Annotated in this window: 14 protein-coding genes, 1 other RNA gene and 1 pseudogene; 5 read left to right on the top strand and 11 right to left on the bottom strand. The window is 59.7% G+C overall.

All coding sequences use genetic code 11. The features are described 5' to 3' along the window. The first annotated feature begins 156 nt into the window (after positions 1-156). Positions 157-1,578 (top strand): chloride channel protein, encoded by a 1,422-nt coding sequence (locus tag AAAX72_RS00360; protein WP_349128509.1) that lies wholly within the window; start codon positions 157-159, stop codon positions 1,576-1,578. An 87-nt stretch (positions 1,579-1,665) separates the two neighbouring features. Next, a complete protein-coding gene (locus AAAX72_RS00365; RefSeq protein WP_349128510.1) occupies positions 1,666-2,628 on the top strand; it encodes a diacylglycerol kinase family protein in 963 nt (320 codons plus the stop codon). A gap of 87 nt (positions 2,629-2,715) precedes the next feature. On the opposite strand, the pseudogene AAAX72_RS00370 reads toward AAAX72_RS00365, so the two are convergent. The 4 genes and pseudogenes from AAAX72_RS00370 to AAAX72_RS00385 form a co-directional block, all read right to left on the bottom strand. Continuing rightward, positions 2,716-3,027, bottom strand: a pseudogene (locus AAAX72_RS00370) (peptide chain release factor-like protein); the annotation flags it as partial. Between the two features lie 152 nt (positions 3,028-3,179). Then, positions 3,180-3,758 (bottom strand): xanthine phosphoribosyltransferase, encoded by a 579-nt coding sequence (locus AAAX72_RS00375; protein WP_022095227.1) that lies wholly within the window; start codon positions 3,756-3,758, stop codon positions 3,180-3,182. A 159-nt stretch (positions 3,759-3,917) separates the two neighbouring features. Further along, the gene (locus AAAX72_RS00380; RefSeq protein WP_349128511.1) at positions 3,918-5,222 is read right to left on the bottom strand and encodes an MFS transporter; all 1,305 of its coding nucleotides are present in this window, start codon (positions 5,220-5,222) and stop codon (positions 3,918-3,920) included. A gap of 141 nt (positions 5,223-5,363) precedes the next feature. Continuing rightward, complete coding sequence (locus AAAX72_RS00385) at positions 5,364-6,647, bottom strand: O-acetylhomoserine aminocarboxypropyltransferase/cysteine synthase family protein (protein ID WP_349128513.1); 1,284 nt, start codon at positions 6,645-6,647, stop codon at positions 5,364-5,366. Positions 6,648-6,878: 231 nt separating this feature from the next. On the opposite strand from AAAX72_RS00385, the gene AAAX72_RS00390 reads away from it, so the two are divergent. Then, positions 6,879-7,325, top strand: a complete 447-nt coding sequence (locus tag AAAX72_RS00390; protein ID WP_349128514.1) for a C-GCAxxG-C-C family protein — start codon at positions 6,879-6,881, stop codon at positions 7,323-7,325. 68 nt (positions 7,326-7,393) lie between these two features. On the opposite strand, the gene AAAX72_RS00395 is transcribed toward AAAX72_RS00390, so the two are convergent. The 3 genes from AAAX72_RS00395 to rpsA form a co-directional block, all read right to left on the bottom strand. Next, a complete protein-coding gene (locus AAAX72_RS00395) occupies positions 7,394-8,032 on the bottom strand; it encodes a YigZ family protein (protein WP_349128515.1) in 639 nt (212 codons plus the stop codon). A 418-nt stretch (positions 8,033-8,450) separates the two neighbouring features. Then, an RNA gene (rnpB, locus tag AAAX72_RS00400) (RNase P RNA component class A) lies at positions 8,451-8,812 on the bottom strand. A 324-nt stretch (positions 8,813-9,136) separates the two neighbouring features. Then, positions 9,137-10,303 carry a 30S ribosomal protein S1 gene (gene rpsA, locus AAAX72_RS00405; RefSeq protein WP_022095232.1) on the bottom strand — a complete coding sequence of 389 codons (1,167 nt, stop codon included), beginning with the start codon at positions 10,301-10,303 and terminating at the stop codon, positions 9,137-9,139. A 207-nt stretch (positions 10,304-10,510) separates the two neighbouring features. On the opposite strand from rpsA, the gene AAAX72_RS00410 reads away from it, so the two are divergent. After that, complete coding sequence (locus AAAX72_RS00410; RefSeq protein WP_349128517.1) at positions 10,511-11,377, top strand: HAD family hydrolase; 867 nt, start codon at positions 10,511-10,513, stop codon at positions 11,375-11,377. A 248-nt stretch (positions 11,378-11,625) separates the two neighbouring features. Here the strand turns inward: AAAX72_RS00410 and AAAX72_RS00415 are convergent, their stop codons facing one another. Continuing rightward, on the bottom strand, positions 11,626-12,945 hold the full coding sequence (locus AAAX72_RS00415) for an L-serine ammonia-lyase, iron-sulfur-dependent, subunit alpha (protein ID WP_349128518.1): 1,320 nt from the start codon (positions 12,943-12,945) through the stop codon (positions 11,626-11,628). Between the two features lie 271 nt (positions 12,946-13,216). On the opposite strand from AAAX72_RS00415, the gene rpiB reads away from it, so the two are divergent. After that, positions 13,217-13,684, top strand: a complete 468-nt coding sequence (gene rpiB / locus AAAX72_RS00420; protein WP_349128519.1) for a ribose 5-phosphate isomerase B — start codon at positions 13,217-13,219, stop codon at positions 13,682-13,684. Between the two features lie 151 nt (positions 13,685-13,835). Here rpiB and ndk read toward each other — a convergent pair whose 3' ends face one another. From ndk to AAAX72_RS00435, 3 genes are all read right to left on the bottom strand, one after another. Continuing rightward, positions 13,836-14,240 carry a nucleoside-diphosphate kinase gene (gene ndk / locus AAAX72_RS00425; RefSeq protein WP_035138006.1) on the bottom strand — a complete coding sequence of 135 codons (405 nt, stop codon included), beginning with the start codon at positions 14,238-14,240 and terminating at the stop codon, positions 13,836-13,838. Between the two features lie 384 nt (positions 14,241-14,624). Continuing rightward, positions 14,625-16,055: an argininosuccinate lyase gene (gene argH, locus AAAX72_RS00430; RefSeq protein WP_217107783.1), complete on the bottom strand. Its 1,431-nt coding sequence runs from the start codon at positions 16,053-16,055 to the stop codon at positions 14,625-14,627. Between the two features lie 118 nt (positions 16,056-16,173). Continuing rightward, positions 16,174-16,344: a hypothetical protein gene (locus tag AAAX72_RS00435; protein WP_349128521.1), complete on the bottom strand. Its 171-nt coding sequence runs from the start codon at positions 16,342-16,344 to the stop codon at positions 16,174-16,176. Positions 16,345-16,542 lie beyond the last annotated feature (198 nt).

Genomic DNA, 16,542 nt, shown 5'->3' on the forward strand with positions numbered 1-16,542 from the left:
CTCAGTATAATCCCCCGATGCACGGCCGCGACTCGGTCTGTACCCGCAAATACACCTGTCGGTTGCAGGCCGCGAAACAGAATGGAAACCAACCCACCGGCTCGTCGCGTTTACCGCGTTTTATAATGCTTGCGTTGCAACCTAAAAGAGGAACGTATGGCTCATAACGACAAAACCGAAAGCGCAAACGAAACGCAGGATCATTCCCAGCCGCTCGACGACGGCGGCTTTTTCTCCCTGAACGACGTCATCACGGCAGGCAGGCATCAACTTACCCGCTCCGAGCATCTCTTGGCTGCCGACACGCGCCGCAACGCCCGCAACCTACTCGCGAGCGCCAAGTTGCTCGCGCTCGTCGTCATTGTCTCGCTCGCCATGGGCGTTGCCGCTTGGGCGTTTTTGGCCTCGCTGAATATCGCCACCGACTATCGCGAGCACCATGCGTGGATTTACGCACTGCTTCCCGTTGTGGGCGTTGCCACCGCATGGGTGTACAAAAACCACGGTCTTGCCGCCAAACGCGGTAACAACCTGGTCATCGACTCCGCTCTGGGCACACGCCTCATCCATATGCGCATGGCCGTCCTCACCTTCGTCTGCTCCACGCTCACGCACCTAACGGGCGGATCGGCCGGTCGCGAGGGAGCTGCGGTGCAGATTGGCGGCACCATCGCCAGCAACATCTCGAGCCTCGCCCACCTCAAAAAGCATGACCACCACGACCTCATGCTCGCCGGCATCTCGTCGGCCTTTGGCGCCGTATTCGGTTCGCCCCTTGCCGGAGCTTTCTTTGGCATGGAGATGTGCTTTATCGGCAAGATCGACTACACCGCGGGCATCTACTGCCTGGTCGCCTCGTTTACCGGCTACTTTACATCACTCGCCCTGGGTACCGAGTACGAGGCGAATGTTATCGCCAGCGTTCCCAACATGACACCACGGACGGTTGTCATCGTTGTTATCAGCGCCATTATCTTCGGTCTGACGGCACGCCTCTTTGCCTGGTCAGTTCGAACCGTCAAGAGCCTGTACGGTCGCTTTATCACCAATTACCTCGTTCGCGCACTCATAGGCGCACTCGTGGTTTTGGCCGCCTATGCCCTTCTCGACGCTTGGAACTACGCCGGCCTTTCCACGTGGCTTTCCGGCGCCGGATTTGCCGGCAACACCACCCTGGCGGACGCAGCCATCAAGTTGGTCGTCTCAGCGCTCACCCTGGGCGCCGGCTTCCAAGGCGGCGAGGTCACGCCCCTGTTTGGTATCGGTGCGGCGCTCGGCGGCTGGATCGGTTGCCTCGTCGGAATCGACCCCAGCTTTCTGGCAGCGCTGGGCATGCTCGGCGTGTTCTGCGCCGGCCTCAACGTGCCCATCACCACCTGTATGATGGCCATCGACCTGTTCCACGGCACGGCAGCCGGGTTCTTTGTCATCGTGGCCTTTATCAGCTACCTAACCGCCGGACACCGCGGCGTGTACCCCGCCCAGCGCATCATCTCGCCCAAGCGCCGTTCGCTTATTGTAGATGAGGGCGGTACGGTAGCGGATGCTATCGAGCGCCACAACGACCTGATAGAGTAGACGTAAGTATTCGACGTGCAGCCACAATCGGGGGCAATTCGACCTGAGCGCGACCGCACCGTCACGTCATACGCCGGGAGTCGCCCCATGCACGCAACTGATTTTGGCCGCACGCTCATCATCGCCAACCCAGCCGCCCAGTCGGGTGCGGCGCGCGAAGTTGCCGAGCGCCTGCAACGCTTTTTGGACATGACCGCACGCGCATCCCAGTTTGACCTGGTGCTAACCGAGCGAAGGGGACACGCCAAGGAACTGGCCGCACAGGCTCAGGGCTACCGCACGGTTATCGCCCTTGGCGGCGACGGCGTGATCCACGAGGTCGTCAATGGCTTGATGGCGCAAGAAGAGGCGGTTCGACCGGCGCTTGCCGTCCTGCCAGTAGGCTCCGGCAATGATTTTGCCCAAACACTCGGCATCGACGATTTCTCCGGCAAGGATTTTGGCGCGCTGCTCACCTGCGAGCTGCAGCATCAGGACATCGGGCGCATTCGCTCGTGGAGCCCTGCAAGCGGCAGCGGCGAGGCTGCCGCTGAGTACTACGACCAGACGCTTTCGGTCGGCATCGATGCCGCCATCGGCCTTGGCACCACCGAGCTGCGCAAAAAGACGGGCCTCGCCGGCGCTCCGCTCTACACTCTTTCGGGACTTGAGCAGTTTGGCCTGCGCTATCGCAACTACCCCATGACCGTCAGCTTTGACGGCGCGCCCGCCGAGCGCGTAAGGGCGATTATCATGGCGATTCAGCTGGGCCCCACCTATGGTTCGGGCTATCGCATCTGCCCCGACGCCGACCCGTGCGACGGCATACTCGACGTCTGCTACGCCTGCGGTCCCGTCCCTCGTGCGGTTGCCCTGCCCATGTTTCTTTCGGCCAAGGACGGCCACCATACCAAGCTGCCGCCGGTTCGCATGCGTCGTTGCCGTCATGCCGAGCTCACGTTCGAGGAGCCCAACTACCCCATCCAGGCCGACGGCGAGCCCGTTGTCGCCTCGCGCATCGAGGTCGACATCCTCGCCGGCGCCCTCCACGTCTGGCGCCCCACCCGCTAGCCCCACCTAAGTTGCGGTGAAATGGGGACTGTTTATGCAGCTAAAGCCGCAAAACAGTCCCCATTTCACCGCAACTTATTGAGAAGATCATTCCTCCCCGCCTGGCTTGCGACGGTTGGCCTTTTTAATCGCGTTGAAGTGCTTGTCATTGAGCCTGCGCTGGCGCGAGCGCTGAGGCACCTTGGTCTTTACGCGTCGGCGCGGTGGACGCCCGCGACGCTCAAGCTCTGCCCTCAGCTTACGCAGACAGCAGCTGCGATTCTGAAACTGACTGCGGCTCTCACGCGCCGTCACGACAATCCCCGTGGGCCCATGCTTCATGCGCACCGCCGAGTCCGTCGTGTTCACGCCCTGTCCACCCGGACCCGTCGCGCGAAACACCTGCACCTCGCAATCGCGTGCCAGCTCCTCGACCGACATCTCGGCATAGCGTGCATACTCGCGCCATCCCATCTTGTTCTCATCCATATCAATACCTCCCCTCATACAAAAAATGTGACAAAGGAACAGTCCCTTTGTCACATCGCATACCAATCGATTGTGCTGTGCGCTTAGGCGAAGGTGATCTCGCCGGTCTCGCAGTCCATATCGGCGATACGGGCCAAGCTCTCGACGCGGAAGCCGCGCTCGCGGAGCTTATCGCCACCGCCCTGGAAGCCCTTCTCCACCGCAATGCCAATACCGGACACCTCGGCACCTGCAGCCTCGCAGATCTTGATAAGACCCTCGAGCGCGCAGCCGTTGGCCAGGAAGTCGTCGATGATCAGGACCTTATCGCCCTCGGACAGGAAGCGCTTGCCAACGATGACCGGGTACTCCTTCTGCTTAGTAAAGGAGTAGATGGTCGTGGCATACTGCTCGCCGTCGAGGTTGATAGACTGTGCCTTCTTGGCAAAGACCACCGGCACGCCGCCAAAATGCTGAGCCGCGATGCAGGCCATACCAATACCCGAAGCCTCGATCGTCAGGATCTTGTTGATCTCGACACCCTCGAACAGACGGGCCCATTCGGCGCCCATGTGGTCGAACAGCTCAACGTCGCACTGGTGGTTGAGGAAGGCATCAACCTTAAGGACGTTACCGGCCTTTACGATGCCGTCATGGCGAATACGATCCTCAAGCTCCTGCATGGCGCAACCCCTTCTCGCGGCAACGATACCGCGCGATTAATAAACGTTGTTCGATAGTCTACCACGGACCGACCCCCGCCCGCCCCACAAGCCGCATCGCACCACAAAGCCGCAAGACCGGTAGATAGGCCCGATTCATGGCAAGCCTGCCCCCACAAGCTAATGGCGAGCGCGTATCCTCACCAAACGCACCATGGCAAGCGCAAAGCCCACGGCGGCCACAGCCATGAGCACGTAGAACACCGAACGGAAACCAAACAGGAACACATCCGGACGACCTGCAACAAAACTGGTCACGGCCTCGCCCATCGCCACGCTCATCTGCCCATACAGGATATGCGACGCCACCGTAATGCCGAGTGCCATGCCGGCGTAGCGCGCCAAACTGCCCAAGCTGCCCGCAAAGCCGAGCGCTTCGCGCGGAGCTGAGCCCATATACAGCGAGTTGTTGGGGCTCTGGAAAATCGACGTGCCACACGACATAAACGCAACGCAGCACACGATCACAGGGATAGAAGAGTGCTCGTCGAGCGTGCTTACCGCAAAGAGACTGCACACGTACACGCCCAGGCCGACCGCCGTGGGGCCCTCGCAGCCAACACGGTCCGAAACCGTACCCGAAAGCGGTCCGATAAAGGCATTCACCATCGGCAGCGCCAAAAAGAGCAATCCGGAAATGTCGGAACCAAAGCCGTGGGCGTCCTGAAAATAGAACGGCAGGATAAACTCGGATGCGCCAATACCAACGAACACGATGAGCATGCAGGCAAGGTTGATGGTGAAGGCCGAATTTGCAAAGCAGCGACGAGCAGCCTCGATCAGGGACATGGGGCGTTCGCCGGCCTCTGGCTTAACGTGCGGCAGCGTGTAGAGCCCCACGATAAACGAGATGACGCCAATGGGCAGGTTGATGAGGAAGATGCTCTCCCAAGGAAAGCTTGCCACCAGCATGCCGCCGAGCACGGGTCCACACATCATGCCGAGAGCCACGAAGGTCGCAAGAATACCCATGGCACGGCCTCGTTCGCGCGCCGGAAACGACTCGGTGATGATACCCATGTTGTTAGCCATGGCCGCCGCGCAACCTATGCCCTGAACAATGCGTGCCAGGATAAGAACCTCGAGCGAGGCCGAAAGGCCGCACAGCAGCGAACCGACCGAAAAGACGATGACGCCCAACTGGAACACATTCACCTTGCCGCGCACGTCGCCCAGACGGCCAAACGGCAACATAGCCACGCAAGTCGCAAGCAGATACACCGAGCTTACCAGCTGAATGCGATCGAGGCCCACGCCCAGCTCCTTTTGCATCACGGGCAGCGCCACGGTCACGACGGTCGAATCCAAACACACCATAAACGTCATGATGAGCACGGTAAACAGAATCGCCCACTTGTTCTTTCCATGGGTGTCGCCCTCTAGGGCAATGTGCTCGCGGCGCAGCTGCTCTGCAGTTTTCTCCATATCCATCCTTTCGAGTGGCCCAACGCAAAAACGGGGCCCCAATCGCCTGTAAACAGTCGCAATTGGGGTCCCGCCTACGGAATCGGAACGAAAGGTCGCCGAAGCTTTCTGCCAGCATCGGCGCCTCGCACGAACGCTAGCCTAGCACTGCTCGAGCGCCTGCTCAAGGTCGGCAATCAGATCGGCCGTGTCCTCGAGGCCGCACGACAGGCGCACCATGTCGGCGGAGATACCGCAGGCGATGAGCTCCTCATCGTTCATCTGGCGGTGAGTAGCGTTAGCGGGATGCAGGCAGCAGGTGCGGGCGTCGGCCACATGCGTGGCGATCTGGGCGAGCTTGAGGCTCTTCATAAAGGTCTCGGCCGCCGCGCGACCACCATTAAAGCCAAAGCTCACAACGCCGCAGGTACCGTTTGGCATGTACTTCTGAGCCAGGTCATAGTACTTGTCGCCCTCCAAACCCGGATAGCTAACGAAGCGCACCTTGGGATGGCTCTGCAGGAACTTGGCAACGGCCAGGCCATTCTCGCAATGACGCGGCATGCGCACATGCAGGCTCTCGAGCGAGCTGTTCAAGAAGAACGCCGCCTGCGGGTTCTGCATGGGGCCGAGGTCGCGCATGAGCTGAGCGGTTGCCTTGGTAATGAAGGCGCCCTCGCGACCGAACTTCTCGGCATAGGTCACGCCGTGATAGCTCTCGTCGGGCGTGGTGAGACCCGGGAACTTGTCCGCATGGGCCATCCAGTCAAACTGGCCATGGTCGACGATCACGCCGCCCAGGTAGGCAGCATGTCCATCCATGTACTTGGTGGTGGAGTGCGTAACGATATCGGCGCCCCACTCAAAGGGACGGCACATCACGGGAGTCGGGAAGGTGTTGTCGACCATCAGCGGCACGCCGTGGTCATGTGCGGCCTTGGCAAAGCGCTCGATGTCGAGGACCGCCAACGCGGGGTTGGCGATCGTCTCGCCAAAGACGAGCTTGGTGTTGGGCTCAAAGGCCGCCTCGAGCTCCTCATCGGTGCAGTCGGGGGCGACGAACGTGCAGGTCACGCCCATGCGGCCCATGGTGTGGGCGAGCAAGTTGTACGTGCCGCCATAGATGGCAGAGCTCGCGACTACGTGATCGCCGGCACCGGCCACGTTAAAGATCGCAAGGAAATTCGCGGCCATGCCCGAGCTCGTGAGCATCGCGGCAGTGCCGCCCTCCATCTCGCAGATCTTGGCGGCAACCAGATCGCACGTGGGGTTCTGCAGACGGCTATAGAAGTAGCCCGACTCCTCCAGGTCAAAAAGCTTGCCCATGTGCTCGGACGTGTCGTACTTCCACGTGGTGGACTGGTAGATGGGCACCTGACGCGGCTCGGCATCTCCCGGGTGATAGCCGCCCTGAACACACGTCGTACCGATGGTCTGCTTGCTCATATCTAGCTCCCTTGCCTGGGTTTTAGTTTTATTCGGTTCACGATACCGCTACCCCGCACCCCTCTCAACCCATCCCCAAGGTAGGTTATGTGACTAATTGATCAGGGGTATTTATCTCAAGCCTTGGGCATTTGCTCGATAGATAAAAATGAGGCATCCATGAAGCTCTCGATGATTACACGCACCGGCACGGGTACCATAGGCGGGTACACCGTGACCAAGGAGACAACGATGAAGCAAATCGATACGGCCCAGCTCGACATCACCGCCTGTCAGGCTCAGGCTGCCGAGTACCACGCCCGTGGCTTTAACTGCGCCCAGGCCGTCGCCTGCACGCTCGCGCCCGCCGTCGGGCTCGACCCCCAGATCGCCTTTACCCTCACCGAGGGCTTTGGTGCCGGCATGGGCGGCATGACCGAAACCTGCGGCGCTATCTCGGGCGCCGTAGCCATCATGGGCTTTGTAATGAGCGACGGCATGGAAAACCCCAAGACCAAGGGCCAGACCTACAAGCTGTCGCGCGAAATCGCCAAGCGTTTTGGCGAGAAGAATACGACGACCGTCTGCGGCACGCTCAAGGGCATCGGATCGGATAAGGGTCCGCTCCGCAGCTGCCCCGGTTGCATCGACGATGCCGTCGAGATCGCCTGCGATGTGCTAAGGCAGCTCGCCGAGTAAACAGCAGCAACAGAAAAACGACGGCCGGCGCGCTTGGGATCCATCCAAAAGCACGCCGGCCGTCGCCGTTAGAACTCGGAAAATTCGGGAGCGCCGACCTCAATCTCCTCGCGCCCCGCCATAAGCTCGCGCATCTTAACGCAAAACGACTCCTGCTCCCCTGCCTTAAACACAAAATGAAGTGTCACGGCATCCGCGAAATCGGTATCCGAAACCTTGGCACCCGAATCCTGCGCCAAACGAAGCACCTGCTCATACTGCGGATAGGCCACATGCACGTCAACCGGCACGACGCTTGTCATCTCAACGATCTGCCCTGCCTCCTGAGCCGCGGCCACCGCCGCCTGCGTCGCCGCGGTATAGGCGCGTACCAAGCCACCAGGCCCCAACAGCGTGCCACCAAAATAGCGCGTCACCACGCAGCAAACATTTTTGAGCCCCGCACCGCGCAGCACCTCGAGCGTCGGCATGCCGCTCGTGCGGCTCGGCTCACCATCATCGCTCTGGCGCTCGCGCCCATCGACCAAAATCCACGCGGGAACATTGTGTCGAGCGTCGTAATGACGCTTGCGAACCATCTCGATAAAGGCATTCGCCTCTTCCTCGGACTCAATATGGACCAGCTGGGCAATAAACCGACTCTTGCGGTCCAAAAACTCGCCCGAAGCCTCAATATTCGATTGCAGAGTAAAATAGCTGTCCAACAAAGCCCCTCAACAGAATAAAGTGCAGCAACAAACAGCCTCAATAATACGGCAAAGACAGCACCATTGCCCTCGCCAACAAGAACGGGAACGCCAATGATGCCGTCACCAACAGCGAGAACCCGTCAGCGCGAGCAAGGTGCCTTGAAAGTCGAGATTGCAACAAAAATGAGGCTGTCGATGATCAGGCAAAGACAGCGAGACGGCGTCAGCTGAGTCGATTTGGCCCGAAAGAGGAGGGAGCACGCCTTATGGCGGCGACCGACGAATGAGCGCCAAATCGGCCAGCTGACGCCGTCGAAGGCGAGAACCCGTCAGCGCGAGCAAGGTGCCTTGAAAGACGAGGGCATTGACCTTATGGTCATGCCCGAAGGCTTGAAAGGCAGATTGCCGCGCTGACGGGTTCGCAGCGTCAACATAGTTGCCAAGTGGGCCTATAAGCCGGGTTCTGTCGTGAACGGTCATTTATCTTGTCTGCACGTTACCGTGCAGCTCCACGCACGCTACCCGAACGCGGACCGGGCCGGCCCATAGCGTTCCTATTCGCGCTTGCTCCGGATGGGGCTTGCCAAGCCGCCGTGTTGCCACGACGCTGGTGGTCTCTTACACCACCGTTTCAGCTTTTCCCTTTACGCCTTGCGACGCAGGTGGGAGTCTTCTTTTCTGCGGCGCTTTCCGTCGGATCACTCCGCCCGGCCGTTAGCCGGCATCCCGCCCTCTGGAGCCCGGACTTTCCTCACGCGTGCTGCAAGCAGCACATCGCGCGACCGTCTGGCCCACTCAGCAGTGCAAGAGTGTAGCACACCGTTGCCGCAGGCAATGGCACAACACAAGCGCTCGCACGATAAACCAAGAACCACCCATGCGCTACAATAGTTCAGTCGATGGGCAACGTCGTCAGTCGAGACGCGACCGCGCTCCGCACCCCTCCGCCTACTCGGTGCGTTCCCGCCTCCTCCCCGAGGCGGGATGTCGGCATTTTTCATGCAGCGACAACCAAATAGCCTGTGGACAGCATGGGCAGCATCGTGCATCTCGGCACCAAATGCAAAAAGGGACCCGTCCATTGCGGACGGATCCCTTAAAACAAGTGATCGTTAAACCGATTTACTCGGCGTCGGTCTCCTCGTCCTTCTTCTCGGAAGGAAGCGGGGTAACCTCGATCTCGACGCCCAGAGTCTCAGCAGCGGACTTCATGGACAGGGAGATACGACGACGGTCGAGGTCGATCTCCATGACCTTGACCTGAACCTTGTCGCCCACGTGGGTGACCTGAGAAGGCTGATCGACGTGCTTGTTGGCCATCTCGGAGATGTGCACCAGGCCCTCGATGCCCTCGCCCAGGTCGACGAAAGCGCCGAACGGGACAAGCTTGGTCACAGTGCCCTCGACGATAGCGCCGACGGGGTACTTCTTGACCAGTGCGCGCCACGGATCCTCGGTGGTCTGCTTGAGACCCAGGGAGATGCGCTCGCGGTTGAGATCGACGTCGAGAACCTCGACCTCGACCTCCTGGCCGACCTTGACAACCTCGGAAGGATGGTTGACGTGGTTCCAGGAGAGCTCGGAGATGTGGATGAGGCCGTCGATACCGCCGAGGTCGACGAAGGCGCCGAAGTCGACGATGGAGGAAACGGTGCCCTGGAGACGCATGCCAGACTTGAGCTTGGACAGGATCTCGGAGCGCTCGGCCTTACGGGACTCCTCGAGCACGACGCGACGGGAGAGGACGACGTTGTTGCGGTTGCGGTCCATCTCGATGACGCGAGCCTCGATGCGGGTGCCCATGTAGGAGGTGAGGTCCTTGACGCGACGGAGGTCGACGAGGGAAGCGGGCAGGAAGCCACGCAGGCCGATGTCGAGGATCAGGCCGCCCTTGACAACCTCGATAACCTCGCCTTCGACGTTCTCGCCGGAGTTGAACTTCTCCTCGATGCGGTTCCAAGCACGCTCGTACTCGGCACGCTTCTTGGACAGGACCAGACGACCGTCCTTGTCCTCCTTCTGGAGAACCAGAGCCTCGATGGGATCACCGAGTGCAACGATGTCTGCAGGGTTAGCGTCCTTGCGGATGGACAGCTCGCGGACCGGGATAACGCCCTCGGACTTGAATCCGATGTCAACGAGCACCTCGTCATGCTCGATCTTAACGACAGTGCCGTTAACGAGATCGCCCTCATCAAAGTCGGTAATCGTACCGTCGATGAGGTTGTTCATCTCCTCCTCATTGACATCGTCAAGAGAGAAAATGGACGAGTTCTGAATCTCACTCAAAGGTGGACCCCTTTCGAACTACGGGGCCCCGATTGCTAGGACCTACAGAAGGGTGCGACAAGCACACAACGTTTAGGAACACTCGGGAGCCGACAGATACTAATGTGACGCTTATGCAATCACGTTCGTATAGGTTACGGGGAAATGAGTTCGATTTCAAGCGTGAACTGCGATTTTTTACTCGTGTGGAGACTTTTTCGTAATCTTATGAACACACGTCTCCGCAACTTGACGATAACCAGCCGGGCATTCGGCTTTGGGGTAAAGTATCCGGAGCCAACGATTCTAGATCGATTTTTCGAGAAAGGTGCCCGCGTGCTCAAAGCAGTCGTTTTCGATATGGACGAAACGCTTCTCAGCATCAACCTCAACGCGTTCATCCTTCGCTATTTTAAGGATGTCTCTTCGATGCTCGCGGATATCGGGCGCCGCAGCCGCGGTGGCACGATGGCACGCCTCGGCACCATCCTGGTCGACCTCAACGCCAATCGCCGCAGCGGCACGGACAACCGCACCAATCTTGAGTTTTACCAAGAAGAGGTCGAGCGCCGATGCGGGATCTGCCTCTCCGATCCCCTCATCTACGAGGCGTTTACCTACTACGACCGCGAAGTTCTTCCGCACAAGAACGACGATGTCATTAACGCCCACGCCATGCCGGGCGCACACGCCGCGCTTCAGGCCGTACAGGACGCAGGGCTGCGCTGCGCGCTCTTTACCAACCCCAGCTTTCCGCAGGGGGCCATCGAGTGCCGCATGGGCTGGGGCGACCTGGCCGACGCCCCCTTTGAGCTTGTCACGCACATGGGAAACACCACCCGCTGCAAGCCCGATGCCACCTATTATCTTGAACAGCTTCAGGTGATGGGGCTCGAGCCACACGAGGTCCTTATGGTGGGCAACGATCCCAAACGCGACTTCCCGTCCCCCGATTGCGGCATCCAAACCGCCTTTGTGGGCCAGGGCAAGTCCAGCCGAGCCACCTGGCGCGGAACCATGGAAGACTTCGCCCGCGACTTTAACGCCGTAGTAGAAGCCTTCTACGAACACCAAATAGCCGACGAACTGTCGTAGTACCCCCTCGCTCGCTCCAAACAAAATAACGCCGCAGACCGAATGTGACAAAGGTTCAGCCCCTTTTCACATTACAAAGATGGCGCCGATGTTTTGGCAACGACAGCGAAAGCCCGCCAGAGCGAGCAAGGTGCCTTGAAACAAGGCGGCATTGACCTTCTGGTCATGCCGCCGAAGTTGAAAGGCAGATTGCCGCTCAGGCGGGCTTGCAGCGTCGACTGGTTACGCGGTTTGGTAAAACCGCGTAACTAACAAACCTGGGTTTTGCCGATCATGATGTTGAGAATCTCGACGTCGGTATCTTTCATACCGACACGGCCCACATAACCCATGCTGGCGATTGTCTGCTCAACGGTATCCTGGATCAGACCCTCGCCGGCACGGAAGCCGCGGCCCTGCATGGCCATATCATGGCCCAGAATCGCCGCATCGACGGCAGCCGAGATCTTGGCGGCACAGCTCGCCTTGGCGCCGTCGCACACGATGCCGCCCACGTTACCGAGCGTATTCGAGACCGTCGCGCCAATCTGCTCGCGCGTGCCACCGCACAGCCAGGTAATCGCGGCGCCGGCGCCGCACGCGGCGCAAATAGCACCGCAAAACGCCGAGAGCGCACCAATATAGCTCTTGATATGCACGGCGATAAGATCGGACAGCATCACGGCGCGCACCAGGCGCTCGTGGTCGCAACGCAGGTACTCGGCATACTCCATGACGGGCAATGCGCAGGTAATGCCTTGATTGCCCGAGCCGCACACAATGGCGACCGGCAGCGCGCAACCGTTCATGCGGGCGTCGGACCCGGCGGCCGCACGGGCACGGGCACGGCAGGCGACGTCATCGGCACGAGCACCCAGCAGCGTACGACCCACCTCGGCGCCCCAAGCGTGCGCAAGGCCCTCAGCACTGATCGCGCCATTCAGCTCAATCTGACGCTCAACGGCAGCACGGGCGTCCTCAATGTCACCGTCCTCGATAAAGTCGATGATGGACTCAATGCTCATAGGGGTATCGGCGTTATCTGCCGCACGCTCGGCCACCACGCGCTCGGCGCAGGCGGCGCACTCCCCCGCTGACTTGCCGCATACCGGAATACCATCGAGCGTATGGCACGTGACATTAGTGTGGTGGTCGGTAATCTCGACGACCGCGGTATGGCCCCCGGCCGTCGCTGTCACCTTGATGTAGAGGTTGGGCACACCCTCGACAAGCGACACATCGCAGTAGCCGGCGTCGGCGAGAAGCTCGGCCACGCGCGCACGGTCTTTATCGTCAACGTTCTCGAGCACCTCGAGCGCGCTCTTGGCGTCGCCGCCCACGGCACCCAGCACGGCCGCCGCTTCAATACCGTGCATGCCGCCCGAGTTGGGCACGGTCACGCTCTTAACGTTCTTGATGATGTTGCCCGAGCAGGCAACGTCCATATGATCGGGTTCGCAACCGAGCGTCTGACTCGCCAGCGCCGCTGCATAGGCAACGGCAATGGGCTCGGTGCAGCCGAGTGCACAGACAAGTTCGCGGTTCAAAACATCGCAAAACGCGGCATCACGGATGGAATCGGTAGGCATAGGTATCTCCTGCTTGCATAACGGGCTGGGCTCTCAAAAAAGTTAGCTCCTTTATTTGATAACAATGCATCAAAAACCGCAACCATGGTTCCGGCAGACGGCGCTCAAGCGCAAACTGACGACATTCATTCACGAGAAGCCAGTCTTGTTGCCTGCTAAAGCGTTTGACCAAAAAACGCTCGAGCGTTTACGCAAAAGTCGCGCTATCATGCAGTCGAACGCGGTAAACACCTTTAGCATTTGCGCCGCACAGACCAGAGAGGAACCATCCATGAAGATCGGTATCGGTAACGACCACGCCGCCGTCGAGCTCAAGAACATCATCTCCGAGCACCTGAAGGAGCGCGGCTGCGAGGTCGTGAACTTTGGCACCGACACCTCCGAGAGCTTCGATTACCCCATCGCCGGCTACAAGGTGGGTAAGGCCGTGGCCAACGGTGACGTCGACCTGGGCATCCTCATCTGTGGCACCGGCGTCGGCATCAGCCTGGCCGCCAACAAGGTCGAAGGTGTTCGCGCCGTCGTGTGCTCCGAGCCCTTCAGCGCCAAGCTCTCCCGCATGCACAACAACACCAACGTGCTCGCCTTTGGCGCCCGCGTCGTGGGCTCCGAGCTCGCCAAGATGATTGTCGACGAGTGGCTCGACGCCGAGTTTGAGGGTGGTCGTCACGAGCGTCGCGTTAACCTCCTCAACGAGATCGATCGCACGCGCGGCCTTAAGATCGTCGACGAAGCCTAAACTATTCAGTGCCACAAGCTAACAGCAGGGGCCCGCTCGGAACACATATCCGAGCGGGCCCCTGCATAGATTTTGGAATAAAAGGGCGCAGCGGATGGAGTTCCGCGGCGCCCAAGCCACACGCTAACAGCTTTAAGGAGTCAAAGCTGGTTTAGCCAAAGAAGCGCTTGATCTCAATCTCGGCGTTCTCCAGGCAGTCGGAGCCGTGGATCACGTTGGCGTTGACATCGACGGCAAAGTCGCCGCGGATGGTACCAGGAGCAGCCTCAAGCGGGTTGGTAGCGCCCATGAGGGTGCGCATCTTAGCAACAGCGGAGAGACCGGAAACGACCATCTTGACGACCGGACCGCTCGTCATAAAGTCGCAGAGACCGCCAAAGAAGGGCTTGTCGGCCAGATGGGCGTAGTGCTCCTCGACGGTAGCGCGCTCGAGCGTGGTCATCTCCATGCGCTCGATGACAAGGCCGCTGCGCTCGATGCGAGCAACAATCTCGCCGATCTTGCGGTCGCGCACGGCGTCGGGCTTAATCATGATGAAGGTCTTCTCGATAGCCATAAGGTAGCCTTTCAAGTAGGTTCGCGCGTGCCCAAGTCCCATTCCGGCACCCGCCTGGACTGCATCGTAACAGAGTTTTAGCTGCAGTTAAACAAAAAGCTGTTTATTGAAACGTTGCAATTTATTGAAGCGTTCCATATGTGTCACTTCTGTTTTGAAGCCCGATTAGAGTACCATCCGACCGCCCATCAACCGCATCGAACAGAGCAGGCGGTCGGTTGCCGCCCGCGAACGTATCCCCTTCACAACCTGCCCAAAGGTCCTACAGAAGTTCTCGACAAGCCCCTCCCCCATAGCAACAAAATACGGGCGCCCACATCAGCAGGCGCCCGTAAAGTGAAAACGATTTATCAATAAATGGCCAAAACGGCTTCAGCCAAATCCCTACTTTACCCCGTGGCCCATCTCGACGACCTTAGTCAGTGACCCAAACACACCCTCGTCAGCCACGAGCTGTGCCTCGGCGCGCTCAAGCTGCACGGCAACGGCGGCAGGAGCGGTGCCGCCCTCGGTCGTGCGCGCGGCGACAATCGACGGGATGTCGAGCGCCTCGGTGATGTCGCGCTCAAAGAGCGGGCTTGCCTCCTGGAACACCTCAAACGGTAGGTCCTCAAGATTGCAGCCGCGCTTCTCACACATCAGAACCAGATGCCCCACCACGGCATGTGCCTCACGGAACGGCAGACCACGCTTAGCCAGGTAATCGGCAACATCGGTGGCGGCAAGGTGACCCACGCCGCACTCGCGCGCCATGGCATCCTCGTTGACGGTCCAAGTCGAAATCATTCCGGCCATAACCGACAGGCACTGCATGAGCGTGTGAGCGGTATCGAGCGCGCCCTCCTTGTCCTCCTGCAAGTCCTTGTTATATGCGAGCGGCAAGCCCTTCATGGTCACGAGCAGCTGCACCAGGTTGCCATACACACGGCCGCTCTTGCCGCGAATAAGCTCGGCAAAGTCGGGATTCTTCTTCTGCGGCATGATGGACGAGCCGGTGGAGTACGAGTCGGAAAGCGTGATAAAGCCAAATTCGGAGCTCGACCACAGCACAATCTCCTCGGAAAGACGCGACAGGTGCATGGCCATGACGGAGCCGGCGTAATGCAGGTCGAGCAGGAAATCGCGATCGGAAACAGCATCGAGTGAGTTAGGAATCACGCCCGCAAAGCCAAGCTCGGCAGCCGTCATCTGGCGATCGAGCGGATAGCTCGTACCGGCAAGTGCGGCGGCGCCCAACGGGCAATTATCAGCGGCATCGAAGGCGGCCTTTAGACGCGTAAAGTCGCGCGCGAACATCCAGGAATACGCCAGCAGATGATGCGAGAGCAGCACGGGCTGAGCGTGCTGCATATGCGTGTAGCCCGGCAGAATCACCTTGTCATACTTCTTAGCCGCATCCACCAGCACATGGCGCAGCTCAAGATTGGCCTCCATGAGCTCCTTGGCCAGTGCCTTGACGCCCAGGCGCGTATCGGTCGCCACCTGGTCGTTGCGCGAACGTCCGGTATGCAAGCGCTTACCGGCCTCGCCGATGCGACGCGTCAGCTCGCTCTCGATAGACATATGGATGTCCTCGTCGTTGATATCGAAGGTAAAGTTGCCGGCATCGATATCCTGCTCGATTCCGGTCAGGCCCTCGGCAATCGCCTGCTCGTCCTCGGCACTGATGATGCCCTGAGCGGCCAGCATCTTGGCATGCGCCTTAGAGCCGGCGATATCCTGCTTATAGAGATGCTTGTCGACCGGCAGCGACGCGCCAAACTCCTGCGTGACCTCGGCCACGCCCGCCTCAAAACGACCGCCCCAAAGAGCCATGGGATCGTCCCCTTTCATCAAATACCAAACGAAGCGCCCAAAGCAATGTGCCATGTCGCTAAAGCGATTTACCAACCGCTAGTTTTGCACATTTCCCACTGCATGCGGGGCCATGTAGCTAATTTGCAAAGAAGTGACGCACCATGCACTTGGCACCCAACGTCTCCCTCCGGATGTTGCCCTGCGAACCGTCAATCCAAGCCTTCAGGCTCATAGGGACGTCCTCGACCTTTGCAGCATCGAGCTCGGGCGCGAGGGCAAGTAAAGCATGCGCGATAGCATTGAACATAATGGATACTCCTCATATATATAGGCGCAGAGCCGCCAAATTGATAGAAGGAGCCCCGCCGGACAACCCCGGCGGGGCTCGGACTCAGCCGCAAGCGCAGCGTCATATATGCGGGCGGAACGTAGGGGCCACCGATGTTAAGAAGTGTCAGCAAGCATAACGAAAGGTAGGGACCCCGTGCGCCCGTTTTGTATCACG

The sequence above is a fragment of the Collinsella sp. CLA-ER-H8 genome (assembly GCF_040092335.1).
In the GTDB taxonomy this organism is placed as follows: domain Bacteria; phylum Actinomycetota; class Coriobacteriia; order Coriobacteriales; family Coriobacteriaceae; genus Collinsella.

Excerpts from the sequence above, each read along its gene's own strand:
- AAAX72_RS00360 (WP_349128509.1), top strand. The coding sequence starts at position 157 with ATGGCTCATAACGACAAAACCGAAAGCGCAAACGAAACGCAGGATCAT.
- AAAX72_RS00365 (WP_349128510.1), top strand. The coding sequence starts at position 1,666 with ATGCACGCAACTGATTTTGGCCGCACGCTCATCATCGCCAACCCAGCC.
- AAAX72_RS00375 (WP_022095227.1), bottom strand. The coding sequence starts at position 3,758 with ATGCAGGAGCTTGAGGATCGTATTCGCCATGACGGCATCGTAAAGGCC.
- AAAX72_RS00380 (WP_349128511.1), bottom strand. The coding sequence starts at position 5,222 with ATGGAGAAAACTGCAGAGCAGCTGCGCCGCGAGCACATTGCCCTAGAG.
- AAAX72_RS00385 (WP_349128513.1), bottom strand. The coding sequence starts at position 6,647 with ATGAGCAAGCAGACCATCGGTACGACGTGTGTTCAGGGCGGCTATCAC.
- AAAX72_RS00390 (WP_349128514.1), top strand. The coding sequence starts at position 6,879 with ATGAAGCAAATCGATACGGCCCAGCTCGACATCACCGCCTGTCAGGCT.
- AAAX72_RS00410 (WP_349128517.1), top strand. The coding sequence starts at position 10,511 with ATGAACACACGTCTCCGCAACTTGACGATAACCAGCCGGGCATTCGGC.
- AAAX72_RS00415 (WP_349128518.1), bottom strand. The coding sequence starts at position 12,945 with ATGCCTACCGATTCCATCCGTGATGCCGCGTTTTGCGATGTTTTGAAC.
- rpiB (WP_349128519.1), top strand. The coding sequence starts at position 13,217 with ATGAAGATCGGTATCGGTAACGACCACGCCGCCGTCGAGCTCAAGAAC.
- ndk (WP_035138006.1), bottom strand. The coding sequence starts at position 14,240 with ATGGCTATCGAGAAGACCTTCATCATGATTAAGCCCGACGCCGTGCGC.
- argH (WP_217107783.1), bottom strand. The coding sequence starts at position 16,055 with ATGGCTCTTTGGGGCGGTCGTTTTGAGGCGGGCGTGGCCGAGGTCACG.
- AAAX72_RS00435 (WP_349128521.1), bottom strand. The coding sequence starts at position 16,344 with ATGTTCAATGCTATCGCGCATGCTTTACTTGCCCTCGCGCCCGAGCTC.